Below are 24,185 nucleotides of genomic sequence, written 5' to 3'. Positions count from 1 at the left end.
GTTATCAATGTTACAATAATTATACCATATTAACGCGGTGCTGTATTGAATTAACTGAACAAAAGAAAAGCTGTCGAGACTTACTTTCTCGACAGCCTGAGGAGGGGAATCATCCCCTCCTTTTTGCATTTTCTCTTATTGACCTGTTGCTTTAATAAATGGAGCCGTCATCAAAAACTTTTCGGCCGGTGTAATTTCCTTCAAGTTGCCGTTTTGTACGAACAGCTTCTCCAGGTTTTCATACCATTTTTTCGCTGAGCCGTCCTTGAACGCATCCGCTACCCGCTTGTTATCGAGCCACTCCAGGGCATCCAGCTGCATTTTCAATGATTCCTCAGGTACCTGTGTATAGGCTGCCGTCATTTTAACCGCTTCATCTTTATTTTTGATTTTATAGTCGGTTGTTTTGGCAATTGCTTTTAAGAAGCTCTCTACTAACTCAGGCTTCTCCTGCAAAAACTTCGGATTAACGACCCAGCTTGCCGGGAAAATATACTCAGGGAAAAAGTCGCTGTTATCACCGAGCTTCACCATGTTTTCCTTGCCAACCTGCTTCTCGATTTCGAGCGTATAGGGTGACCAGATCGCAACAGCGTCTACTTTGCTAGCAACATAAGCGGATACGGCTCCTGCTACATCCATATTGACAATGTTTACATCGCTAGGCTTAAGGCCGCCTTTCTCCAACCCGAGGTTCAGCACCATTTCGCCGGAGGTTCCTTTTGGTACGCCAACCGTTTTACCCTTTAAATCCTTCCATTCTTTAATGCCGGACTTTTTCGTTGCGAACACCATGTCGCTTTTGCCAAGGCTTACGATATCGATGATATGTCCTTTGCCTTGTGCAGCCAAGAAGGTTGCGCCTGGTCCGATATAAGCGATGTCGATATCGCCTGAAGCCATAGCCTGAAACTCCGGAGGACCGCTCAAAAATTTGACCGCATTGACGTTAATGCCCGCTTCCTTAAAAAAGCCTTTCTCTTCGCCGATTACAATAGGTGTCGCACCATTCATATCCGGCATATAAGCAACGTTGATCGTTGGTGTTTTGCCGCTTGGCTTGTTAGGCTCAGGAGCCTGAGCCGGAGAGGCGCTGCCTCCACCGCCACCTGAAGAACATGCAGCGAGCAAGAGAGTTAAGCTGAGTACAGCGGATAGAACAGGAATAGATGATTTCCGTTTTAGAAACATAGGTACCTCTCCTTTATACGATTATTTTGCCACTTCCAGGTATTCGCGATACACTTTGGACCAAATCTCGTTCTTGATCTGAACAAATCGTTCATCGAGCTTCGTTGCTTGATCCCTTGGATAAGGGATATCCACATCGATAATTTCCTTGATCCGACCCGGACGTGCGCTCATAATTATGACCTTTTGAGCAAGAATAACCGCTTCCTCGACATCATGGGTAATGAAGAAGCAAGTCTTCTTCTCCGTTTGCCATGTTTTGAGCAGTTCTTCCTGAAGCTGCGCTCTGGTCTGCGCGTCCAGCGCACCGAATGGTTCATCCATCAAAAGCACCTCAGGCTGTACCGCATAGGCTCTCGCTATAGCCACCCGCTGCTTCATCCCGCCGGATAGCTCCTTAGGGTAAGCGTGTGCAAAATCTTTGAGTCCGACGATTTCCAAATATTTTTCCGCCGTCTCTCTCCGTTCCTGTTTGCTAAGGCCGCGAAGCTTCAAGCCGAACTCGACATTTTTCAGTACTGTCTTCCAAGGAAACAGCGCATATTGCTGGAACACGACGCCACGTTCTTTGCCCGGTCCTTTAACCTCCACTCCATCCACTTTCACCGAACCGGATGTAGCCTCCTCCAAACCGGCGATAATATTGAGCAGTGTAGTTTTGCCGCAGCCACTCGGACCTACTACGCAGACGAACTCGTTCTGGCCGATCGTTAGATCGGTATTTTGCAGTGCGGTAACATCCCCCGTTCGCCCCTTATATATTTTCGATAGTTGGCTAATTTCGATTTTGGGCCGCACTGTCGATACTCCAATGCTTTGCTTGTCTAGGTGTTGCGTACTTCCTGCCATCCTGTTAGCCTCCTTTCTAAAAAGAGCACCAGTTTATCCATCGCCAAGCCGATAATTCCGATGACTATAATGCCGAGAATAACAACTTCCATGCGGAAATACAGACTTGCTTCCATAATCATGTTGCCAAGTCCCTTGTTGGCCCCCGTCAATTCAGCGGCTACTAAAGTCGTCCAAGCAGCTGCAAGACCGAGCCGAACACCGACTAGAATATAAGGAAACGAAGCCGGTACGATAACTTCAAAGAAAATGTCCCTGTCTCTTGCTCCCAATACCCGTGAAGCTCGGATCAGCGTTGGATCAACGTTACGGACACCTTGAAAGATCGAAATAACCATGACCAGAAATGTCGAAACGAAAATGACGGTGATTTTGGCGGATTCGCCGACGCCCTGAGCTACGATGACTAGTGGAATAAGGGCAATTGGGGGAATCGTACGGAAAAACTGAATCCACGGCTCTACCACCGAGCGAATAACGCCGTACCAGCCCATCAAGAAGGCAACAGGAATTGCTACGATCAGACCGAGTGAGAAGCCTCCCAGCACCCGGAACAAGCTGGCTCCAATATTGGTCCACATTCTTCCGTTAGCTGCTTCAGATATGAAAGCCTCGATCACGATAGTTGGGTTTGTAATAATGGCGCCTACAGCCGGAATCGCGGATAGCAGATACCAAAGGGCTATCCCCAGCACGATGGATATAGCCGTAAGCATCCAGTGCGGTAATTTTTTCATGATGTAACCTCCTAAGAGCTTTTCGTAGAAAAGCTCAACTTCGTAAGCATTGGCTAAGAGCTTTTCGTAGAAAAGCTCAACTTCATTAAAAACAGTGATTAGCTTTCCGTTACACGAGCGGATCATTCTTTCGATCACTGTTGTCCACAGATTTCATGAATTCTCCATCTTACTAGTTGAAATCCGTGAACAAAGGTGAATGCTAACGCTTCTCCAGAACGATCCCGCCCTCTCCGTTGCTTATTCACAGCACTTTGCAGAGCTTTACAACGGGAAGCCTTACTTCGCCTTACTATAAATCCTAACCATCGTAAGCAGGTTGTACGGCTTCTCGGCAGTAGGTCGTACGAAGCTGATTAGCTGCTTCGCCCCAGCCTTTTTGATTCAGCCTGCGAACCCAATCATCGACGCTTAAATATTTCCAAGGGCCTGTCTCAATTACTTTTTGAAGCGGATCGACCTTATAACCAGGCTTACGAGCTTGCTTATGCTGCCAATCGGATAATCGGTGATCCATCTCCTTGACGATATCCGGATACTGCTCCGCCACATTGATCGTTTGATTCGGGTCGTTGACCATGTCGTATAATGTGACTTCGTCAAAATGAAGGTACAAGCCTGGATGGTAGGTGCGAATAAAGTACCATCGGTCATCGCGAACAGCTCTTTGACATACATACAGGGCATGATCCATTACCAAGTAATCGCGGCCCTCCCAGTGCTCCCCTTGCAGTGCAGGAAGGAAAGATTTCCCATCCCAGCCGGACGGCACCTCCAGTCCAACCATGTCGGCAATGGTTGCAATGACATCGACATTGTAGATGAATCCATCGATTGCCGTTCCCTGATTCTGCATTCCGGGAACCTTGATGACAAGCGGCAGATGATGTACCGCCTCAGTAGCGCTTGCATGCTCGAGGTAAATACCTTGCTCTCCCATCGATTCGCCATGATCGGCACTAATAATGAAGCATACCTCGTCTTCAATGCCTAGCTCACGAAGAGTGTCGAGCAGATGTCCGACATGCTTATCCATATAACTGATACCGCCGTCGTAGCCATCAATCGCGTGTTTGAAATCGCTGCGGTTAGAAATTTGACCAGGCATCGTCGCCGGGTACTTGTCTCCCCAGTGCAGGAATGGTGCTGAACGAGGAAAGCTGTGCTCCTGCTGCGAAGCTATCGTAGCCTCATCAGGGAAAGCCTTAACCGGTGAATCTTTCCACTGGTCCATATATTCAATAGGGTAAGTGTAGAACGTATGCGGGTCCCAATACTGAATGTGTAAGAAATAATTGTCTTCTGTACCGTGCTGCTTCAGCCAAGGGATGACGGATGCATTCACTTCATCAGCATTCTCATTGCCTTCTCTCAACGTATGAGTATGCACTTCGTTCCAGCCAGCAAAATACCACCATGCATGATGACGATCTCCAAAGGAAGAGAACGTAACCGTCTTCATTCCTGCTTCCCGTAAATATCTTGTAAAGAAAGGAATCTCTTTACTGTGCCCATCTCCTTCAGGATATTGGAACTCTCCGCCCGGTCCCCAATGGGTTAAGGCTCCATGATGAATGCCAAAACGTCCCGATACGAAGCTTCCTCTGGAAGGAACACAGGGAGACGATGCGCAATAACAGCTGTTGAACCTTACTCCCTCTGAGGCGATTTTATCAATGTTTGGGGTTGTATTTCGATTATAGCCGTAACAACCCATATGATCCGGTCTAAGCGAATCGATGTCCAAGTAGATGATTCTCATGAATACGCTTACCTCCTGTCTAATCTTTCGATGTGAGATAATGTTATTATAGGGGACTGGAACCGCTCTCAAAAGGTTGAACTATTTTCAACCTTTTCTAAAAAGCATTTTGGCAGTATATTCCACGTCAAATGGATAATCCCGTAACTATAACGAAAGCGCAGCCCATCTATTCACTGGATTGTTGAGCTCTATAAAATGAAAAAGCCAACCGGACGATCCGGTCAGCCTTTAAAACCAGTGCTGCCCACAGCCATATGCTGTGGGCAGCCATCTATATTAAGGGGGGTCACTTTTTATAATAGAGGAGGATTATTAAAGCAACATGAAAGCAAGGTTATTTCAACCTTAATTTTAATGGATGCTGTATGTTTTTTGTGTTCCTATGGATGAACTCTGCCTGCAATTGGGAATTCTATTACAACAGGAATGTTAGTGAAGACTCTTCGGCTTATTCGCTAAACAGTTCCGCCAAAACCGCCTTCTTATTCTCCAAGAATCGTCGGGTAACAATATAGTGCAGTGTATCTTCATACCGGATGGACTTAATAGGAGAACGATCAAAATCTAAAATTTGAGCATCGGGATAGCCTAGTAAAATCGGGGAATGCGTTGCTACGATGAACTGCGCTTCCTTTTCCAAATCCTTCATTATTCGCAGCAGAGCAAGCTGCCGGGCAGGTGACAGCGCGGCCTCCGGCTCATCGAGCAGGTAGATGGCTTTTTTGCCAAACCGGTGTTGAAACAAAGATAGAAACGCTTCACCATGAGACTGCGCATGCAAAGAGCGACCTCCATAATACCTCAAGCTTTCCGGCATTTCGTCAATATGGCTGGCGAACTGATAGAATGTTTCCGCCCGCAGGAAAAAACCGTTCGTAATCTTAGGCATCCATGATAGCCGTACATAATTACCTAAAGAGGAACTGGAGGCATCGACCTCATAGAAGTTATTCCGTCCTCCTCCAGCAGTATTAAAGCCGCATTGATAGGCGATAGCTTCCAGAATAGTCGATTTGCCGGAGCCGTTCTCACCAACGAAGAAGGTGACATTGCCTTGGAATGCGATCGATTCCACTTCCCTTAACGCCGGTATCGAAAACGGATAAGCCGATTTATTCGGAAATTGCTGCTTCATAATCTGTACGCTTCGCAAGAACATGACCTTAATTCCCCCTCCCTGCTCAAAACAACTTACAACATTAAGAACATATGTTTCTATATTATAGCGCAATTATTTTCATTTGGAAAGGCACAAATCTACAAAGTAGACACCCTCTCAATGAAGGTGCCTCCTTTTTTGGCATAATTCTCGTCAACTGAGAGTCAAGCTTCTGCCTTGCGGCATATCAGGAAGCTCGTTCGCAGATATTATAGAATCCGATTTTTTCGTCGGTTGTTTCCAATGTTGTTCACTTCCTGGCAAATCATCGAACCAAGCCGCATCCTTCGGGCAGTCCATAATCATAAATTTGCCGTATTGATCCTCACGGGATTGATGATATTTCAGATAAGCCTTCCCGTTCTCTATGGCCAAAATCTCAATCTTCCCGGACGTATGACTCATGGATAAACGAATTCTTTTGCCTAGACCGGACGTTCTTGCTTTCGCCTGCTCTACGATCCGGTATACCTCGGATAGAGGAAGGACGAAATCACGGTTACCTGCAACGGGGCGATTGATAAAGAAATAATAAGGAGTCACTCCTGCCCACGATAGCTTGTCGAGCAGTTCGGCCAATACAGCCGGATGATCGTTGATACCTCTTAGAATCGGCGTTTGATTGACAACAATGGCACCTGCTTGATGCAGCGCCTCGAAGCCTCGCTTCGCTTCCTCTGTTATTTCGCGCGGGTGGTTAATGTGGGCCATGACATAAATGCGCTTGTCAGCGGTGGAATATTTACGAATGGTTTCGAGCAGCTGCTCATCTTCATAAATTCGCATCGGATTAAACACAGGAATCTTTGAACCTAGTCGGATAATTTTCACATGCTCAATTGCTCTTAGTCTTTCCAATATGGAGGCAAGCTTGGATGTTGCAAGAATCAAGCTATCTCCGCCCGTCAACAACACATTATTGATTTCAGAATGCTCTGCAATATACTCTAGCCCTGGGTTGACATCCGACATTGCTTCTTTGACATCATTCCGAAATAAGCGTTTGCGGAAGCAGTAACGACAATAGGCGCCGCACACTTCTGATACAATAAGTAGCGCCGTCGTCTTATATTTATGCTGGCATCCAGGCACTACGTAGTTCGTATCTTCGTCAGATGCATCCCATCGGCCGTATTCAGATAGCTCACCTTCGTTCGGAATGACCAGCTTCTTGATAGGATCGTTGGGATCGTTCCAATCTATCAGCTTCAGGTAATAATCGTTCACGCGAAACACGAACTTATCCGTTATTTGCTGCAGCTTTATTCTGTCCTGCTCAGGTATTTCCTGGATTTTATTAATATCGGTAATATATTTCGGTTGCGGCATTGATGATCCTCCTTGGAATGACAGATTTTTTTGACTACAACGTTCACCTTACTTTTCCCACGAGCTATACTTCATCGTCGAACTGCTCATCATAGGCCCTCAAAGGGGTTGCCACATCACTCCTTCATCTTTAGTATGATGATTAAAATTACAAAATAAGTAATAAATGATAATTATTGGTTATTACGACAACAAAAAGACCCGTTCAGCAACAGGGCCATAACACCGCGACCGTAATACACAGTCCAGCGTAGGCGTCCAATTGCTATCAACCGGGTCCGTCCAACAATATAAAAAAGACCCGGAATACGGGTCAATGAATGCAATAATGATGCATAAAAAAACGTTGACCCATCCACTGCTGACGAGGTTAGCTGCCGGGCTCGGGAAAGATGGTTCCCTACATATACTTCATGATTCGCCCCAAAAAGTGGTTCCCCCGCTTTCCGATAAATAAACCGGAAATTAAGCGTACTACTATCATACACTACGGTCAGGGATGCGTCAAATTGTATCAAGAAATTATTGGTTTAGATTGATCTAACGATTATTCATCTCGTGATGCGATAAAATCCGGTCTAGGCCGCTGGCCTGAATAAGGCGTTTGCAGTTTGTTTTCAATACTGTTATATACTAAAAACACATTACTTCTCGGCATTGGCGAGATGTTGCTGCTCGACCCGTGCATAATGTTGCAATCGAATAAGACGATAGAACCTGCTTTGCCCACAGGAGTCTCGATCCCATATTGTTTCACCAATGCAGTGAGACTGTCCTGATCAGGCACGCCGTACTGTTGACGACGAAGTGAATTTTTGTAGTGATCATCCGGAGTCTGACCGACGCAGGCTACAAAATCCTTATGAGAACCAGGGACTACCATAAGCGGTCCGTTAAACGGATAGTTATCTTCCAGCGCAATGGAACAGCTCAGAGCCCTCATTCGTGGCATCCCATCCTCGACGTGCCATGTTTCAAAATCAGAATGCCAGTAAAACTCCTTCCCTGTAAAACCAGGTTTAAAGTTAATTCGTGATTGATGGATGTAGGTCGGACTTCCCAAAATGTAATCGACAATGTTTTTGAGCTTCGAATGATTCGATAAAGCCTGAAACACAGCGTTGCTCCGATGAACGTTGAATATAGATCTAACTTCTTCGCTATCCGGTTCCCGGATGACTTCGCTCGTATCAGATTGACGACTCGTTGTCCATAGTCGCTTCAATTCATCTCGGTATTCGTTCACTTCCGCGGGCGAAAAAAAGGATTCAATAAATAAATAACCCTGCTGATGATAAAAATCCGACTGTTCTTGGCTGATGCCACTCGCCGGGTTCCACTTAGAATACACTACGGGGTCTTTACGATCAATAATGACAGGTTGTTCAGAAATTCGTGAAGGGTAGAGGTCCTGCCTTTGATTCGTATCGCTTACAGCATTCATGCTCTTCATTTGATTTCCTCCCTTAGTCCTTGATTAATGGGTATGTTCCACTTTCATCATGTACTTCCTGCCCGACTAGCGGTGGATTGAATACGCAGATCATTCTCATTTGGGATTTCGCTCGTAAAAAATGCCTCTCGTGTCCGTCTAGTGCGTACAGCATACCGGGCTTAATCTTATACGTTTCCCCGCCGATAACCTCAATCTCCCCTTCACCTTCTACACAATAGACCGCCTCCACATGATTTTGATACCAAATCAACGTTTCCGTACCCGCTTTAATTAACGTATCATTCATTGAAAACCCCATGCCATCCTTGCGCAACAGCAGTCTCCTTGAGTTCCAGGTCGTTGTATCCACATCGTCTACCGTATTGATCAATTGATCCAAGTGTTTAACAATCATAGGTTATCCGCTCCTTGTTTGTTATCCAAGATTATGGTTCACTTATTCTCATCAACAACCGGCAATTTAGACATTTCTTCAGCAAGTATGCGAAGCCCCTTTTCAAGCTCTTCTCCCCCTATCGTCAACGGAGGCATAAGCTTCGCCACTTCACTGCGGGGACCGGACGTCTCCATGATTAATCCTCTGGCAAATACGCGTGCACACAACCGTTCCGCCATACCGTCCTGTTGAAAAGCGATTCCTTGAATCATCCCTTTGCCACGAATTTCCCCTTGCAGCTCCGGGCGACTTGCCAGCATATTCCCCAAGGACGTACGTATAAGCCTGCTTTTCATCGTGATCTCTTGGTTAAGCCTATCATCTTCCCAGTACCGAAGCGCCTCAGTGGCAGCCACGAATCCAAGGTTGTTCCCACGAAAGGTACCGTTGTGCTCGCCAGGACTCCATTGATCGATATCCGGTTTTAGCAGCGTCAGCGCCATAGGCAGCCCATATCCTCCTATCGATTTGGACAGACACACTATATCCGGCTCCAGACCTGACCCATCGAAGCTGAAGAAAGCTCCGGTACGTCCGCATCCCATTTGAACATCATCCACGATGAGTAAAATTCCTCTTTTTCTGCACAGCGCTTCTATGCTTCTAAGCCACTTTTGACTAGCAACGTTTAGCCCGCCTTCTCCTTGCACCGTTTCGAGTATGACCGCAGCAGGCAAACTAATTCCGCTCCCCGGATCGTCCAGCAGCTTCTCTATGTAACGAGAGGTGTCCATCTCTTCGCCAAAGTAGCCATCATACGGCATGAATACAGCATTCCCGAGCTCCACTCCAGCGCCTTTTCGTTTGAACGAGTTACCTGTTATTGCAAGCGATCCTAGCGACATCCCGTGAAACGCGTTAGTAAAACAAATTACACTTGTTCTTCCTGTCACCTTGCGAGCGATTTTGAGCGCACTTTCTACTGCATTCGTACCGGTTGGTCCTGGAAACATCACCTTATAGCCTAACTTTCTTGGTTTAAGAATCACCTCGTTAAACCTGGTTAAAAAATGCTCTTTGGCGCTTGTCGCCATATCCAGACTGTGCGTAACTCCATCCTTCAGTAAATAGTCGAGCAGCTTCTCACGGATCCGATCATTGTTATGCCCGTAATTCAATGCCCCTGCGCCGGCAAAAAAATCAATGTATTCATTGCCGTTTTTATCCCACAACTTGGCATTTTTAGCTTTTTCGAAAACCGTTGTAAAGCTGCGGCAGTAACTGCGAACCTCGGATTCCATCTCTTCAAAAACTTGCATAGAGGGCATTTCCAGCGTAGGCATTTTCATCGGTTTCCTCCCATAATCCATATATTTTCTCGTTCACATCTGTTCTACGATATCGGTCCTAAACAAAACAAGATTTCTTCCTCATGGTGGTGCTCCTGTGGAAATGAGGATGCCGTATATCCTTGAGATAAGCGGCATTCGAGCCCGCGTTGTTTGGCCAGCTCCAGAAACAATCCCCTTGAAGCTAGGTTCGAAGGGCTGATTGTCGTTTCCAAATAACGAATTCCTCTGCAGCATTTCGCTGATAGCAGCTCGCTGAGCAGCTTCTTGCCTATCCCTCTTCTTTGCTTATCTGGAGCAACCGCAATCTGCCAAACAAACAGACGCTCGGGATTCTCCGGTGTTCGGAATGCCGACACAAAGCCTACGATACCGTCCTCATCCTCGGCTACGATACAGCTATCCTTGAAATAATCGCACAGCAGGATGTAGCAATAGACCGAATTAACGTCCAGTGTTTCCGTTTGCTTTACAAGCTTCCACACGAGTCTCCCGTCTTCTTGGACAGGCTTGCGATAACGAATCTCCGCTTCTGTTCTCATCGAACAGGACACTCCTTTCTGTTCTGTTTTTTTAAGATGAACGGAATCTTTTGAGAAATGACTGCAGCCTATCGCTCTGCGGATTTTCGAATATGGCCTCAGGAGGACCCTGTTCAACGATACGTCCTTCCGCTCCAAAGACGACTCGATCAGCTATCTCCTTGGCAAAATCCATCTCATGGGTGATCAGCATCATCGCCATGTCGCCCTCTTCTGCGATCTCGCGAATGACCTCGAGCACTTCACCGACCAGCTCCGGGTCCAGGGCCGAGGTGACTTCGTCGAACACCATAACCATGGGACGCATGACTAGAGCACGTGCAATAGCAACCCGCTGCTTTTGGCCGCCGGATAGCTGAGCCGGATACACATGAAGCTTGTCTTGAAGCCCCACCTTGCCAAGCATCGTTACAGCCCTGTCTTCCGCTTCTTCCTTGGACAACCCCAGCACCTTACGCGGAGCCTCCGTCACATTGCGCAGTACATTCATATGGGGAAATAGATTAAAATGCTGAAACACCATCCCCACTTTTCCCCTCATTCGATGCAGGTGCTTTTCGTTGGCTCGAATTAGCTGATCACGGATCTGCATATGCCAGAGCATCTCTCCATCCAATTCAATCGTTCCAGAAGTGGGTTCCTCTAGGGTCATGAGCATTCTTCCAAGTGTCGTTTTCCCCGAACCGCTTGGACCGATCATAGCCAGCTTCTCTCCTGGCGCGATTTCCAAATCAATATGCTTCAATACTTCCAAATCCCCGAATGACTTGCTTACTTCGGAATATTTCACTATAGGCTTCAAGCTCCCACCTCCTTCTTAGAGCTTAAGCTTTCTTGTGCTTGCTTCCCTGTAGAACGCTGGCCCGGTTGAAGATTCAAACGTTTTTCCAGTAGGCGAATAAGGACCGATGCAGGATAACTAATAATTAAGAATAGAATACCTACCATGGTATAAGGCTCGAATACGCGGTATGATTCCGATACGATGTTTTTGGCGGTGAGCAGCATTTCAACCAAGGTAATGGCAGATAGAACAGGGGTCTCTTTGAACATGACCAGCAAGTAGTTTCCCATCACGGGAATAATAGGCGGAATGGCTTGAGGTAAAATAATCGTTATCCATGTTTTTACTTTCGGAAAATTCAAGGCCACTGCCGCTTCCCATTGTCCCTTAGGTACGGCTTCGATTCCGGAGCGGTATACCTCTGACATATAAGTGCTGTAATGCAGTCCCAATCCTATGATCCCCACAGCAAAAGCAGGTAAAGAAATATTCGCAATTTTAGGGAGGGTATAATACAAGAAAAAGATTTGTACCAGTAACGGTGTGCTGCGAATAAATTCCACCAGCCAACGCGATACGGTCGACAGCAAAAACCATCTTGAAGCTGCAGCCAGAGCAAGAAGCAGTCCGCCGATACAAGCAATGGCAAAGCCGCAGCAAGTAGCAAGAAGCGTGACCTGTAATGCTTTTAGAAGCTCAGGCAAGATTTGAAGCGCGTAATCCCAATTCCACATACGCTTTTACATCCTCCCTGCAGCGATTTTTCGTTCTGCAAAACGCATCACGAAGGATACCAGAGAGGCAATAGCAAAATAAATCAAAAGCAGAAGCACTAAAATTTGCGGTGACCAAGAGATGTAATTATTTCTTAGCACCATAGCTTGATACGTTAAGTCCGCTAGCGTAATAAAATAAACAAGCGATGTTCCTTTAATCAGTTCTATAAGCAGATTGCCGAACGGGGGCAGCATTCTTACGAAGGCTTGGGGTAATACGATGTGGACCAACGTTTGCCGATATTTCATATTCAGAGCTTTACCGGCCTCCCATTGACCACCAGGAATTGCATCTATGGAGCTGCGCACAATTTCCGATCCATAAGCCCCATAATTCAAACAGAAAGCAATAACCGCAGCAATCAGCTTGGGGAGCTCAATCCCGATGAACGGAAGAGCAAAATACATCCAGAATAATTGAATAAGCAGGGAACTTCCCCGAAAAAACTCGACGTACACCGATGCAAGAAATCTTATGATCCTCAGCTTGGATAACCTGCATAAACCGGTGACAAGCGAAACGACTAATGCAGCTACTGAGGAAAGGAATGCTATTTCTACCGTTATCTTAGCCCCCTGCATCAGCAGAGGGATAAATTCCATCCAAGAAGTAATCATATTACTCCTTGCATAAAGCTTCAGAGGTCAAATCCCCGGGAAGCTCCTGCTCGGTAAATCCGAATTTCTTCAGTATCGTAAGAAGCTCCCCTGAGTCCTTCAGCTTCTTAAGCTCTGCATTAAAAGCTTCCTGAAACGACTTATCCTCAGGACGAAATGCCGTTGCACCATAGCCTCTTACACTCTTCGAGTCTATAACGGGCTGTTCAAAATCTGCGACTCTCTCCAGGCTGCTATCTTTGGCGGAGTCCAGCATTGCTTGAAGTGCAGGCCCCGTCATCGTAACGGCCTGTGCCCGGTTAGCCTGTAAAGCATTTAATGCTGAAGCTTGATCCGGCACAAGCACCATTTGCTCCTTCGTAACGCCTGATTTTTCCAAATAGCCGATTTCAATAGCGCCCGTCATGACGGCGACTTTCATATCCTTCTTATCTGCGATGTCCTTGTAGCTACGAAGTCCTTGAGGATTCCCTTTGGAAACCGCAATAGCTTCCCCAATACTGTATTCTGGATTGGCGAAGAGAACCGCCTGACAGCGTTGAGCGTTGATGAACATCCCTGCCGTAATCATATCAAATCGCTTGGCTTGAAGGCCGCCGACCAAAGATCCGAATTCCGTCAGCTCACCCTTCATTTCTTTGATACCCAGTTTGTCGAGAACAATCCGGGCAATTTCTACTGCTTCTCCTGTCAATTGACCGTCGGATGTCTTGTAGGCGTATGGCTTCTCGTTGGCAAAGCCTACCGTAACGAAGCCTTGTTGCTTCACTTTGGCTAATGTGTCATTACCCGCCCCAGACTCCTGTTTGCTCGTATTTCCGCCTCCGGTATTGGCCTCGCGGACTTCCCCGCAACCGACGACTGATGTGAGAAGCGTTAGAAACAGCATTATCGCTAAACTCCTTCTCAAGCAGCATCACAACCTCTCTTAAGAATACGTTCGCGCGAACAGTTATAATGCTAGCATAGTTTTTCCAATGCTGTCATTTGGGCCCTCCTTGCATATTTCCAGTAAATCCCTTGTGACCTAGAGTGAGGGGACCTCACCCTCCCTAAGCTCCTAATTCCTCCATAATCATGCCATATCGTATCAAACCCGCTGGTTTCACCTGAGATCGAACTATGTTATTGGGAATGATAAATGATTATCCAGTTCATTTAACGAACTCATACAGGCTAATTTGAACCCTAAAACAATAAAAAAACAACCATCCGACACCAATCAACTCTTTCAATATGAAGAGTGCTCATTACGCTCCCTAAATTCCCTACTATTCGACATCGAATGCAAATCACTCGACTTTCCTCGAATTTCGAATTAATAAACCGAAGGTTAATAACAAGTGTCGATGATTAGCTTTGACATTCAAGCCGTAGGATGGCGCCGTGTTGCCTAATTAGTATAAAAAAGAAGCAGCCTCTTAGTAGAGACTGCCTCTTGCGACTCTTATTAATTCAGTGTTTTTAAGAACCGTTTGGCTTGACCATTTGGTGTTTCGAATAGTTCGTATACATTCACCGAAATCGGGAATTCGAACTGTTCACTCTGGATATTATTGGTTACTATGGTCTGAGTACCACTAACTAACCTTTGTGCTCCGGTGAAGCTTCCATCTGCCGTTCCCAGAACACGACCCAGCTTGTCTACGACTTCAAAATGCAGCTTAGAGAAGCTTTGATCTACAACAACATTATCCGCCTGCTTGATGTCCAACTCCAGCTTCATTTTATAGGAATAGGCGCTGTTGGTAGCCGCATAATTCGTACCTACCGTTGAGTTCACAAGCTTGATGTCGAATGGATACAGCTGTAACGTATCCGAATCAGTTTCCTTCTGCAGCGCCGTTGCTACGGAAGCGACTGCTACTTTATAAGGAGCTGCCGTTTGGCTGTCCAGCAGCTTCAGGATGAGCCCCTCTCCGGTTTCAGTTTGCGGCACGTTAAACACATAGCTTACAACATAGCTGAGTCCAGGGTTCAGTGAAGCCGATACATTCGTTTGTCGTACACCCGAATAGGTCGCTCCTCCGCTGCCGACAAGCTCCGTATCAAATGCAGGAGTAGGGATAGGCTTGTCGCCCTTATTGGTAAGAATGAACTTGCCTATGGCCGTTTTGTAGCCCTCGCCCGGATTTTGACTCATATGCAGCTCCATAAGTGCCACTTGCGTATTGTCCATTATTTTCGAGAGAGGATCCACTGCTATTGGCGTACCCATGGAATAACCGGACATAGCCACAGGATCAGCTTGATTGGCGTTAGGCAGCGTAACGGCTACTCTGCCTACGTCAATGGCAACGCCCGCTTTGCCGCTTGCTGCTGAAGCTGCTGTTCCCCCAGCCTGAGAGCTGCTTGCTTGGGAGCTGCCGGACAAGAATGTGTCGCTGGTCATTACCAGCAAACGACTCGGTACAACATTATTTTCGAGCGGAATCGCAAAATGAATATATTTCTTCTCGCCTGCTTCAAGCGTAATGGTATCCATTTCCGTTCGAGCACCTGTGTATGTCTTCTGTTCCGCACGGGCATCGATACGGAAATCAGGAATGGTTTCCCTTCCGCTTGCAGGATTATTGGCCAACAGCGTTACAACTCCAATCGGACCCTTATCCGTGTTCTGCTTCTCATATCCGACCGGCGTGTAGGTCAGGTCTGAGTTTATGCCAGGAATGGTGAAGGACTCCGCCCATGCCGTTTCCATACTCGGAAGCGCGGTTCCGCTTGACGCGTACCATACCTCTGAACCGAGCGGAAGGCTTAATAGTACCGTCTCTGTCTTCGGATAAGCGTATGAATCAACCTTGACGAAGGTTAGCCCCGTCAGCTTCATCGAAGCCTTGCTGTCGACCGTGCTCATATAAACAAGCTCGCCGATTTCCATAGGCTTAAGTGCCTTCTTATTGTCGGCACTGGCGTCCAGAGCATATTCCACTCCATCCTGAGTTTGCACCCGCAGTTCATAATCGGGTATGCGCTGCTTCATAGCTCCGCCGTTGTACAGCCGAACGGTAACGGCAACGCGGCTTCCGTCGGGGGTTGATTCTACCGATACCCCTTTAATGGCAGCCTGGATCGCCTCCGTCAAATGATTGCTTACCGTCTCCTCAACCGAAGCGGCTGACTCCGCGGCAGCCACAGGGAGACTGATGCCTCCCTGCATGATGATAGCTGTCCCCAACACAACAGACGTCAGCGTCGTTTTCCATCGTTTGCTCATTTTTGTCATTCCTCGCTTTCGAATTATTTCTCTTTCTTCTGCTCAGCAGGAGCCGCCCCCGCAGGCGCCGGGGAAGCTGGAGCTGACGCTTCAACTTTTTGTCCGTCCTTAAGCTGATGCTGACCCGTAGTAACCAGCTTCTCGCCTTCCTTCACTCCATCAAGTACTTCCTGATAAGAACCGTTGATTCTGCCAAGCTTAATTTTACGCTTCTGATACGTATCACCCTGAAGAACGAAGACAAACGTTCCGCCTTCCTCACGGATAATACTCAAGGTAGGTACAACAACAACCTTCGCTTCCTCCTCCGACGTTAACTGAACCATAGCACGCGTGCCGGGAGTTATGCGATGATCCGGGTTAGCTACCTCCAGCTCCAGCGTGTATGTTTTCGTCTGAGCGCTCATGACCGGCGCCAAATAACTGATTTGGGCGGTCCCTTTATGATCAGGATCATCAGGGCTGTAGTACACAAGCTCTTTTTTATTTTTGACGAGCTGCATATTCGTCTCGCTCAGCTCGGTTTTAATCTTAACCGGGTCGACCTGAAGCACTTGTCCGAGCTTAAAGGATGAGCTTATCGTTTGCCCCGCTTCCGGTGTAAAATCCGTCAAGATGCCGCTGACCGGAGCTTTGACATTGTAATTATCCAAGGATCGGATCGAATCCTCCAAAGCCAGCTGATTCGTCTCAGCCTGCGTTTCAACCGAAGCAATCGTATTATTGTTGTCGTTAGCGGCAAGCTTGTTTTTTGCCGACTCCAGGCCCATGCGTGCATTATCCACTTGCTGCTGAGCTTGCTCCAGCTGATGATCGGTAGCGGAGCCGGAATCGTAATCATTGCGCATTTTATTGTAGTCCTGCTCCACATTTTTCATCGCAACCTCCGCCTTCTGCACTGCATCCGCCAAATCCTTACGGTTGTTGACCTGATCGTCCTTGGCCTTTTGCAGTGATTCCTGAGAGCTTCTTACGGAAAGCTCATTCTTCCGTTTGACGGACTCTGCGTCACGGCTGTCAATCCGGAACAAAATGTCGCCCTTCTCCACATAATCTCCACGCTTTTTCAGGACCTCGATAACTTCTCCGTTCGCTTTCGTGACAATATCGATGGCAGTTCCTGCGGAAATGTCCGCAACCTGTTCGGTCGGATCTCCGATGCGCTGCTTCGTGATTGCCTCCGTCTTCACCGCTCTGACTTTGAGCTGTGCCTCAGCCATTCCTTTAGGTCCACCGGGAGCCGAACAGCCGGCGGCCATGGCTGCCACAACCGCTGCCAGCGTCATAACAGCCAACACGCGTACAGGGCGAATGATTCTTTTTCTATTGCCCGTGCTCATCCTTTTCATTGTTTTGCCTCCTCCATGCTTTTGCAAATCTTCTATTTATCTAGAGTCATGCTATTGGATTTAATATGAACACTTATCCTTCAAGGGTGCCTTCTTGGTTCAGCGTATGGTTGCCCTTGCGGATCTTCCGGGAAATATAAGCCTTCATTTCCTCTATAAGCTCATAAATGATAGGCACGACGATCAGCGTAAGGATCGTCGATGTCGTCAATCCACCGATTACGACAACCCCAAGGCCTTTACCGATCAAAGCCCCTTCACCCGATAAACCCAGAGCCAATGGGACCAGCGCCATAATGGTGGCTCCCGCCGTCATAATGATCGGTCTGAAGCGGACCTTCCCCGCCTCGATCAAAGCATGGCGAACCGTATATCCTTCTTCGCGCAGCTGCTGGGCGCGATCGATCAATACGATGGCATTCGTAACAACAATTCCGATAAGCATCATAAAGCCAATCATGGAGGTGACATTAAGAGCCTGCCTTGTGATGACCAGCCCGATCAATCCGCCAATAGCTGCCAACGGAAGCGAGAACAAGATGGCGAATGGAGCAGATGCATTCCCGAATGCAAGTACCATAACCAGATATACCATGAAGATTGCAACGGCCATGGCCATGAATAATTGAGTGAAGCTTTCGTTAATATCTTCATTAACCCCTCTGACTTCGCGGGTTACGCCGTCAGGAAGCTCCACCGTCCTCAATGCAGCCGAAACCTTGGCGCTTACAGCGTTTTTATTTTCCGCTTTAATTTTGGCGGTTACCCTTACGAGCTGCTTCTGATCGTCACGCCCCAAAGATACGGCTCCTGGAACGAGGCTGATCTTAGCTACTTCTTTTAAATACACGACAGAACCGTTCGTACCGCTCAACGGAATATTGCCAAGCTTCTCGATAGAGTTTTTATCCGACTTATCCATAGATACGGTCGTCGTATACGTTACTCCATCCAGCTTCAAATCGCCAAGCTTCTGCTTTTGAATCCAATTGCTCGCCGTTTCACGGACCGTTAACGCGGTCAAGCCGAAGGCGCGTGCCTTTTTCTGATCGACGGCAATTTCAACCTCTGTTTTTCCGTCGCTCAAGCTGTCCTCGATCTCGCTTAGCTCTTCAAACTCCTGCAGCTTCGTTTTAACAATGGCTGCAGCCTGTTCCAAGCGATCTTGATCCTCACCTTTCAGGTTATAGGAGAAGTCCGTGCTCGACACGCCGTTACCGCCGCCTACACCTCTCGGCTGTACTTCAGAGCCTGCCGGAAGCTCAGAGAGAATAAACTGCTTCGCCTGCTCCATCACTTTATCCGGGTCTACCTGTTCGTTGACCTCCACATAGATTTGGGAAGCATACGTCACCCGGTCCGTACCATTACCGTTATACCCCGCCAAGCCTTCAACATAAGTGAACAATGGATTGCCCTTGCTGTCCTTCTCATTCATCAACAGCTGCTCAAGCTCCTGTGTCTTCGCATTCGTAGCTTCAAACGCAGTTTCATTCGGCAGCTTCATAACAAAATACATCGTTCGGGAAGGCTTCCCGTCCGGAAGAAATGATACACCTAGCGCAGGGATAGTTGCTGCCAAGGTAACAACGAACAAGAGGGCTGCCATAAGCAGTGATTTGATCCGGTGCTTCAGCGACCAATGCAAGATGTTCTCGTAGGTTTGCATGAACTTGCCTTGATGCGCATCCTCATGTGACGAGTGGCCTTTGCCAGGCTTTCCTTTCAGCACCAGCAGCTTGGCCAGCATTGGAATGACCGTCAGAGCTACCAGCAAGGAGGATAGCAGCGCGCAGGCCAAGGTAATGGCAAACGGCCGGAAAAATCCGCCGACTATTCCACTCACCATACCAATTGGCGCGAAGACGCCTACCGTAGCTAGTGTTGAAGAAGTAATCGCCATGGAGACTTGTTTGGTCGCGAGCATAATGACGGATTCATTTCGCTTCTGAGCCTTTTCAAGTGTTGTGTATATATTTTCAATAACAACGATGGAGTCGTCCACCACGCGTCCGACGGCTATGAACATCCCGCCGAGCGTCATCGTATTCAGCGTCAAGCCCAACTCCCACATCAGCAGCAGCGTAATGAGAATAGATAAAGGAATCGACACGAGTACGATCAGAGTCATCCGCACATTGCGCAGGAACAGCAAAATCATGAACGAAGCTAGAAGAGCCCCGACCACGCCTTCCCGCAGCATGCCATTGATGGATTCCCTAATCTCGTCCGCACTATCGTAGGTCGTTTTGAAAACCGCGTTAGGCATGGACGTTTTCCATTGCTCTTTTAACTTCTCTACATCATCGGAAAAATCAACCGCATTGGCGTTTCCTGTTTTGTACAAAATCATCGAGATCGCCGGCTTGCCGTTAAAGCGTCCGACAAAATCGGATTCGGTAATCGATTTGACTTTGGCTACACGATCCAGTGTGATGATATTTCCCTTGCCGCCCGTAATTTCGAGCTGCTCGATATCGTACACGCTTTTAATATCTCCCGTAACGCGAGCGCTTTTATCATTACCGCTGACTTCCACAGTGCCGATCGGACTCTTGGTCACAGCAGCTCGAATGGCTGAGGTCACTTGAGTAGGAGTCAAGCTGTACGCATTTAAGGCGTCCGCATCCAATTCAATATCCAGGCTGGTATCCCGCACCCCAATGGAATCCAAATGGTCAATCCCTTTAACGGATTCCAAATCCGGTTTAATCGTATCTTCATAGAGCTTGTCCAGCTCCGTCTGACTCATCCCGTTCTCTGCATTAGCTACCAAATAAATGGAAGGCATCGAAGAAGCTCCGAAAGTAGAAGCCTTCGGTGTACCCGCCGAATCCGGAAGCATGACTTCTTGAAGCAGGCTCTCGATATCCTGCTTCTTTTTATCGGTATCTACATCTTGCTTGAACTGCAGAATAATTCTGGCGTTATTTTCACTCGAGGTAGATCTCATGGAATCAAGATCCTCGATATTGGCCAGCTTCTTCTCCAATGGCTCTGTCACTTGCTCCATGACGTCCTTCGGCGAACCCGTATAGGTCGCGCTTACCATTACGACAGGGAACGATACGTTCGGCATGTTCTCTACCTTAAGCTTGCTCGTCGCATAAACGCCGCTTCCGAACAAGAGAATCATGATGATGAACAAGGCCGATACATTTTTCATGGAAAACTGGGTTAATCGGTTCATTTCAGCACTCCCCTCGGTCCTTTCCTGGTTTATCTTCGTCTATCTTTTCACGTACAAATTCTAGAATAATATGGCAATATGAACTCAATATGAATAATACGAAAAAAAGCCGATGCCCGCTTATCGGACACCCGCTTTCCTTTACAATCCTAATGCTTTCACTCTCAGGATAAAGCTTTTTTCTTCATCACCCCGGGAAGACTCACTCTAAACACAGAACCTTTGCCTTGCTTACTGTCGACAGTAATCATACCTTGATGCAGCTCGATAATCTTTCTGACAATTGAAAGTCCCAGCCCGTTGCCACCGACCTCGCGCTGTCTGGAGCGATCCGCTTTATAGAAGCGGTCAAATATATGATGGATTTCGTCCGTTGAAATGCCAATACCCGTATCATGAACCGATACTTGCACACGGTCCGTCAATAATTCCAGCTTCACCTTAATCCTGCCGCCTTTAGGCGTGAACTTGATTGCGTTACTCAACAGATTAATCCAAACCTGACTGAGCTGATCTTCATCCCCAACGATCATCACCTGCGGCAATGTAAGCTCCATCTCCAGCTGCTTGGCGGACCAAATCGGCTCCTGTGACACAATAATTCGGCGTATTTGCTCGTCAAGACGGTAAGAAACCGGATGAAACGGATGATGCTCCGATTCCAGAGAGGCAAGACTGAGCAAGTTATCGCTAAGACGGGACAACCGTTCCGACTCGGTCATAATGATTTCCAAGTACTGATGACGCTCCTCTTCAGGCAGCTCGGTGTACCGGATGAGCTTGGAAAATCCCGCAATCGACGTTAACGGCGACTGAATCTCATGGGACACACTGGAGACAAAATCCTGCCGCATCAGCTCAAGCTGCTTGAGCTCCCCTGCCATATGACTGAAGCTTCGGGCCAGATCTCCGACCTCGTCCTTGCGTTTCAACCAACTAAAGGTAATATCAAAATCTCCCTTGGATATCCTCTTGGTAGCCTGTGTCATTAATTTAAGGGGCTTGACCAAATAACGTGCTGCAATTAGCACGAATGTGCTTCCCATGATCAATGTGACGACTAGAACAGTAATTAAGATATACCTGAAGTTGTCCTCGGTATTCCTCATAATCGGCTGTACGAAGACAGCATAGCTATCGTCCTTTATTTTAAACGGATAACCTACATACTGATCGAAAGGTTCTCCAGATTGTCTCGCAACCTGACCATTCAATACTTGCTGCACTATCGCATCCGATAGGGTCGTCCGCTCCTGCTTAGGTCCGAAAACACTCTTGTTCAGCTTGGAATCGTACAGCGTGACGTAGTACCGCTTGGCCCAATGAAGGTTGTGCAAATAAGTCTCCATATCGGTTCCCTTCATTTCCTGGAAAATAGCGACCATGTCCTCCGAAGCATTATATAGATCCTTCTGCATCTCTGATTCGAACAAATCTCTAAACCAGTAATTCGATGCGTAGAACGCAATGCACAAGCCCAAAATGACCGATACGATAAACGTCAGTGCAACTCGAACATATAAAGAGCGGATCATGCCTTAAGCTCCAATTTGTAACCAAGTCCTCGTACGGTAACTATCGAAAAATCGGAATCCTCTTCAGTGAACCGTTCTCTGAGTCTCTTGATATGAACATCCACTGTGCGCTCTTCTCCTTCATAATCCATACCCCAAATTTGGTCTACCAGCTGATGCCTCGTAAACACCTGATTCGGATGCCCCGCTAGGGTAAACAACAACTCAAACTCCTTCAAAGGAAGCGTCTGTCTTTTGCCCTGCTGGTTCACTTCAAGATTTTTTCGGTTCAATTCCGTTTCCCCAACCAGCATGACTTGGGAGGTATTGATCTTATATCGCTTCATCAATGCCTTAACCCGCATAGCGAGCTCCATCGGGTCGAACGGCTTGACCACATAATCGTCGGTGCCTAGCTGGAAGCCCTTCACCTTATGCGCTGGCTCGCTTTTTGCCGTCACCATCAGAAGCGGAAGGTCTGGATATCGACTTCGCACTTCTTTGCACAGCTCCCAGCCGTCCATCAGCGGCATCATAATATCGAGAATGACCAGATCGACCCTTGTCCGCTCCAGCAATTCCAGCGCCTCAAGCCCGTTGCTGCTGTCAAGCAGCTGCATCTCATCGTTTCGCAGAGCTAGCTTGATCAGTTGTCTTATAAAAGGATCATCGTCCACAATTAACACTTTGGTCATCATCGTTCCTTCTTTCGTTGACACACTAAGCCGCTCAATGCCGTCCCTTGGACATTAGCCGGCTTGAGTACTTCCGTGATTTAAACGTTATGTATACCTGAACGCATTCTTATCCTATTTTATCATACCTTGCTAATATGAACTGATTATGAACTTATGGGAAAAAAACGAAAAAAACGCCATAGGGCGTTCAGGCTATGAATGTGATTAGAATTATAGCTGTAATCGCTAGACTGCGGGAAAAGTTCATTCCACTAACTCCCACTGGGTATAATAAAAGCTTGGCTCTAGCCAAACTCCTGCTTCTCAAGCATAAAAGAACCTTCAAATCCACTTTGTTTAGTGGTTCTGAAGGTTCTTCTGCCTTATATTAACTCTCGCACAGCCCAGCCTTAGGGTTAGCCCATATTCTTTTTTGTTTAATAAATGCTCTAATTAATCCAAAATAAAGCCGGAGGTCAAATTGGCCACTGTACCTGTCATTGCTCCAGCTTGTTCCGATGCCATAAAGACAGCTGTGTTCGCAACCTCAGCAAGCGTGGGAAGTCGCTTCAGCAGCGTGCTGCCCGCCGCACCCGCTAACATTTCTTCAAGCTTAATCCCGGCAAGCTCTGCATTGTGACTGAAGATTTCCCGGCTGTGAGAACCTGCTTCCACTGTCTCCGGAATCATATGGGACCTGATGCAAATAACCCGAATCCCTTGCTGCCCAAGCTCACCCGCCAGATGGCGGGAAAAAGCTTCAACCCCGGCACAGGCGACACTGTGTCCCATATAGCCTGGTCCTGGCATAAGAGATGCTGGTGTCGAGAGAGTGAGAATGACTCCCGATTTATTCTTCCCCATGTGCCGCGCCGCAGCCTTTGCAGTAATATAATTTGTCCGAATGTAACGTGCGACCGGGTACTCAAAGTCCTCAAGAGATAGTTCTGCGAACGGTGTTCCCTGTACATGAACAAAGCCTACTGCATTCAGCGCAATGTCGATGCCACCTGCCTTCGCCGCCACAGCATCAGAATGCTTCACTACTGCCTGTTCGTCAAGAGCATCGACTTGAGCAATATCGACAATTCCCCCTGAAGCAGCGATTTCACTAGCTACCGCATCTAGTTTCTGAAGCGTAGGGCCTGCGAGGTAAACCCTCGCTCCCTCTCGGGCAAAAGCACGAGCAACCGCACTGCCGATCGCACCGCCCCCTCCGTAAATCACCGCGTTCTTGTTTTTGAGCCGCATAGTTCCAACCTCCTTTTCCTTAAATATACCAAAAGATCTATAACATGGTTTCTTAT

Annotated in this window: 20 protein-coding genes and 1 riboswitch; all 20 genes read right to left on the bottom strand. The window is 47.4% G+C overall.

What is annotated here, in order from left to right:
• Positions 1–135: 135 nt before the first annotated feature.
• The 20 genes from BP97_RS35805 to BP97_RS0109795 all read right to left on the bottom strand — a co-directional run bounded on the left by BP97_RS35805 (position 136) and on the right by BP97_RS0109795 (position 24,129).
• Positions 136–1,191, bottom strand: a complete 1,056-nt coding sequence (locus BP97_RS35805; RefSeq protein ID WP_051620482.1) for an ABC transporter substrate-binding protein — start codon at positions 1,189–1,191, stop codon at positions 136–138.
• 21 nt (positions 1,192–1,212) lie between these two features.
• On the bottom strand, positions 1,213–2,040 hold the full coding sequence (locus BP97_RS0109885) for an ABC transporter ATP-binding protein (protein ID WP_036745686.1): 828 nt from the start codon (positions 2,038–2,040) through the stop codon (positions 1,213–1,215).
• Positions 2,016–2,777 carry an ABC transporter permease gene (locus BP97_RS0109880; RefSeq protein WP_036745710.1) on the bottom strand — a complete coding sequence of 254 codons (762 nt, stop codon included), beginning with the start codon at positions 2,775–2,777 and terminating at the stop codon, positions 2,016–2,018. The genes BP97_RS0109885 and BP97_RS0109880 overlap by 25 nt, the downstream gene beginning before the upstream one ends.
• A 301-nt stretch (positions 2,778–3,078) precedes the next feature.
• Entirely contained in the window at positions 3,079–4,539 is a 1,461-nt protein-coding gene (locus BP97_RS0109875) for a sulfatase family protein (RefSeq protein WP_028548951.1), read from the bottom strand.
• A gap of 451 nt (positions 4,540–4,990) precedes the next feature.
• Positions 4,991–5,701 carry an AAA family ATPase gene (locus BP97_RS0109870; RefSeq protein ID WP_028548950.1) on the bottom strand — a complete coding sequence of 237 codons (711 nt, stop codon included), beginning with the start codon at positions 5,699–5,701 and terminating at the stop codon, positions 4,991–4,993.
• Between the two features lie 153 nt (positions 5,702–5,854).
• Entirely contained in the window at positions 5,855–7,030 is a 1,176-nt protein-coding gene (locus BP97_RS0109865; RefSeq protein WP_028548949.1) for a KamA family radical SAM protein, read from the bottom strand.
• Between the two features lie 344 nt (positions 7,031–7,374).
• A riboswitch (cyclic di-AMP (ydaO/yuaA leader) is annotated at positions 7,375–7,512 on the bottom strand.
• A gap of 65 nt (positions 7,513–7,577) precedes the next feature.
• The gene (gene thpD, locus BP97_RS0109860) at positions 7,578–8,483 is read right to left on the bottom strand and encodes an ectoine hydroxylase (RefSeq protein WP_028548948.1); all 906 of its coding nucleotides are present in this window, start codon (positions 8,481–8,483) and stop codon (positions 7,578–7,580) included.
• A gap of 13 nt (positions 8,484–8,496) precedes the next feature.
• Complete coding sequence (locus BP97_RS0109855; protein WP_028548947.1) at positions 8,497–8,880, bottom strand: ectoine synthase; 384 nt, start codon at positions 8,878–8,880, stop codon at positions 8,497–8,499.
• 38 nt (positions 8,881–8,918) lie between these two features.
• Positions 8,919–10,211 carry a diaminobutyrate--2-oxoglutarate transaminase gene (gene ectB / locus BP97_RS0109850; protein ID WP_028548946.1) on the bottom strand — a complete coding sequence of 431 codons (1,293 nt, stop codon included), beginning with the start codon at positions 10,209–10,211 and terminating at the stop codon, positions 8,919–8,921.
• Positions 10,212–10,255: 44 nt separating this feature from the next.
• Entirely contained in the window at positions 10,256–10,753 is a 498-nt protein-coding gene (gene ectA / locus BP97_RS0109845; RefSeq protein ID WP_036745685.1) for a diaminobutyrate acetyltransferase, read from the bottom strand.
• Positions 10,754–10,784: 31 nt separating this feature from the next.
• The gene (gene ehuA, locus BP97_RS35800) at positions 10,785–11,555 is read right to left on the bottom strand and encodes an ectoine/hydroxyectoine ABC transporter ATP-binding protein EhuA (protein WP_051620481.1); all 771 of its coding nucleotides are present in this window, start codon (positions 11,553–11,555) and stop codon (positions 10,785–10,787) included.
• Complete coding sequence (ehuD, locus tag BP97_RS0109835) at positions 11,552–12,271, bottom strand: ectoine/hydroxyectoine ABC transporter permease subunit EhuD (RefSeq protein WP_028548944.1); 720 nt, start codon at positions 12,269–12,271, stop codon at positions 11,552–11,554. The genes ehuA and ehuD overlap by 4 nt, the downstream gene beginning before the upstream one ends.
• Before the next feature lie 6 nt (positions 12,272–12,277).
• The gene (gene ehuC / locus BP97_RS0109830) at positions 12,278–12,931 is read right to left on the bottom strand and encodes an ectoine/hydroxyectoine ABC transporter permease subunit EhuC (protein WP_028548943.1); all 654 of its coding nucleotides are present in this window, start codon (positions 12,929–12,931) and stop codon (positions 12,278–12,280) included.
• 1 nt (position 12,932) lies between these two features.
• Entirely contained in the window at positions 12,933–13,820 is an 888-nt protein-coding gene (ehuB, locus tag BP97_RS0109825; protein WP_028548942.1) for an ectoine/hydroxyectoine ABC transporter substrate-binding protein EhuB, read from the bottom strand.
• A gap of 561 nt (positions 13,821–14,381) precedes the next feature.
• On the bottom strand, positions 14,382–16,148 hold the full coding sequence (locus BP97_RS0109820) for a hypothetical protein (protein ID WP_028548941.1): 1,767 nt from the start codon (positions 16,146–16,148) through the stop codon (positions 14,382–14,384).
• Between the two features lie 23 nt (positions 16,149–16,171).
• On the bottom strand, positions 16,172–17,497 hold the full coding sequence (locus BP97_RS0109815) for an efflux RND transporter periplasmic adaptor subunit (RefSeq protein WP_028548940.1): 1,326 nt from the start codon (positions 17,495–17,497) through the stop codon (positions 16,172–16,174).
• Positions 17,498–17,570: 73 nt separating this feature from the next.
• Complete coding sequence (locus BP97_RS0109810) at positions 17,571–20,687, bottom strand: efflux RND transporter permease subunit (RefSeq protein WP_028548939.1); 3,117 nt, start codon at positions 20,685–20,687, stop codon at positions 17,571–17,573.
• Positions 20,688–20,851: 164 nt separating this feature from the next.
• Entirely contained in the window at positions 20,852–22,222 is a 1,371-nt protein-coding gene (locus tag BP97_RS0109805) for a HAMP domain-containing sensor histidine kinase (protein ID WP_028548938.1), read from the bottom strand.
• Complete coding sequence (locus tag BP97_RS0109800; RefSeq protein WP_028548937.1) at positions 22,219–22,896, bottom strand: response regulator transcription factor; 678 nt, start codon at positions 22,894–22,896, stop codon at positions 22,219–22,221. The genes BP97_RS0109805 and BP97_RS0109800 overlap by 4 nt, the downstream gene beginning before the upstream one ends.
• 435 nt (positions 22,897–23,331) lie before the next feature.
• The gene (locus tag BP97_RS0109795) at positions 23,332–24,129 is read right to left on the bottom strand and encodes an SDR family NAD(P)-dependent oxidoreductase (RefSeq protein ID WP_028548936.1); all 798 of its coding nucleotides are present in this window, start codon (positions 24,127–24,129) and stop codon (positions 23,332–23,334) included.
• Positions 24,130–24,185: the final 56 nt, after the last annotated feature.

It is taken from the genome of Paenibacillus sp. UNC451MF (assembly GCF_000686845.1).
Lineage (GTDB): Bacteria > Bacillota > Bacilli > Paenibacillales > NBRC-103111 > Paenibacillus_S.
Note: the sequence above shows the minus strand (reverse complement) of the source record. Positions and strands in the feature narration are given on the sequence as shown.

Coding starts and splice junctions, on each gene's coding strand:
- BP97_RS0109885 (WP_036745686.1), bottom strand. CDS start 2,040: ATGGCAGGAAGTACGCAACACCTAGACAAGCAAAGCATTGGAGTATCG.
- BP97_RS0109855 (WP_028548947.1), bottom strand. CDS start 8,880: ATGATTGTTAAACACTTGGATCAATTGATCAATACGGTAGACGATGTG.
- BP97_RS0109865 (WP_028548949.1), bottom strand. CDS start 7,030: ATGCCGCAACCGAAATATATTACCGATATTAATAAAATCCAGGAAATA.
- ehuC (WP_028548943.1), bottom strand. CDS start 12,931: ATGATTACTTCTTGGATGGAATTTATCCCTCTGCTGATGCAGGGGGCT.
- BP97_RS0109795 (WP_028548936.1), bottom strand. CDS start 24,129: ATGCGGCTCAAAAACAAGAACGCGGTGATTTACGGAGGGGGCGGTGCG.
- BP97_RS35805 (WP_051620482.1), bottom strand. CDS start 1,191: ATGTTTCTAAAACGGAAATCATCTATTCCTGTTCTATCCGCTGTACTC.
- BP97_RS0109880 (WP_036745710.1), bottom strand. CDS start 2,777: ATGAAAAAATTACCGCACTGGATGCTTACGGCTATATCCATCGTGCTG.
- BP97_RS0109870 (WP_028548950.1), bottom strand. CDS start 5,701: ATGTTCTTGCGAAGCGTACAGATTATGAAGCAGCAATTTCCGAATAAA.
- BP97_RS0109810 (WP_028548939.1), bottom strand. CDS start 20,687: ATGAACCGATTAACCCAGTTTTCCATGAAAAATGTATCGGCCTTGTTC.
- ehuD (WP_028548944.1), bottom strand. CDS start 12,271: ATGTGGAATTGGGATTACGCGCTTCAAATCTTGCCTGAGCTTCTAAAA.
- ectB (WP_028548946.1), bottom strand. CDS start 10,211: ATGAAAATGCCTACGCTGGAAATGCCCTCTATGCAAGTTTTTGAAGAG.
- ectA (WP_036745685.1), bottom strand. CDS start 10,753: ATGAGAACAGAAGCGGAGATTCGTTATCGCAAGCCTGTCCAAGAAGAC.
- BP97_RS0109805 (WP_028548938.1), bottom strand. CDS start 22,222: ATGATCCGCTCTTTATATGTTCGAGTTGCACTGACGTTTATCGTATCG.
- thpD (WP_028548948.1), bottom strand. CDS start 8,483: ATGAAGAGCATGAATGCTGTAAGCGATACGAATCAAAGGCAGGACCTC.
- BP97_RS0109820 (WP_028548941.1), bottom strand. CDS start 16,148: ATGAGCAAACGATGGAAAACGACGCTGACGTCTGTTGTGTTGGGGACA.
- BP97_RS0109875 (WP_028548951.1), bottom strand. CDS start 4,539: ATGAGAATCATCTACTTGGACATCGATTCGCTTAGACCGGATCATATG.
- BP97_RS0109815 (WP_028548940.1), bottom strand. CDS start 17,497: ATGAAAAGGATGAGCACGGGCAATAGAAAAAGAATCATTCGCCCTGTA.
- ehuB (WP_028548942.1), bottom strand. CDS start 13,820: ATGCTGTTTCTAACGCTTCTCACATCAGTCGTCGGTTGCGGGGAAGTC.
- BP97_RS0109800 (WP_028548937.1), bottom strand. CDS start 22,896: ATGACCAAAGTGTTAATTGTGGACGATGATCCTTTTATAAGACAACTG.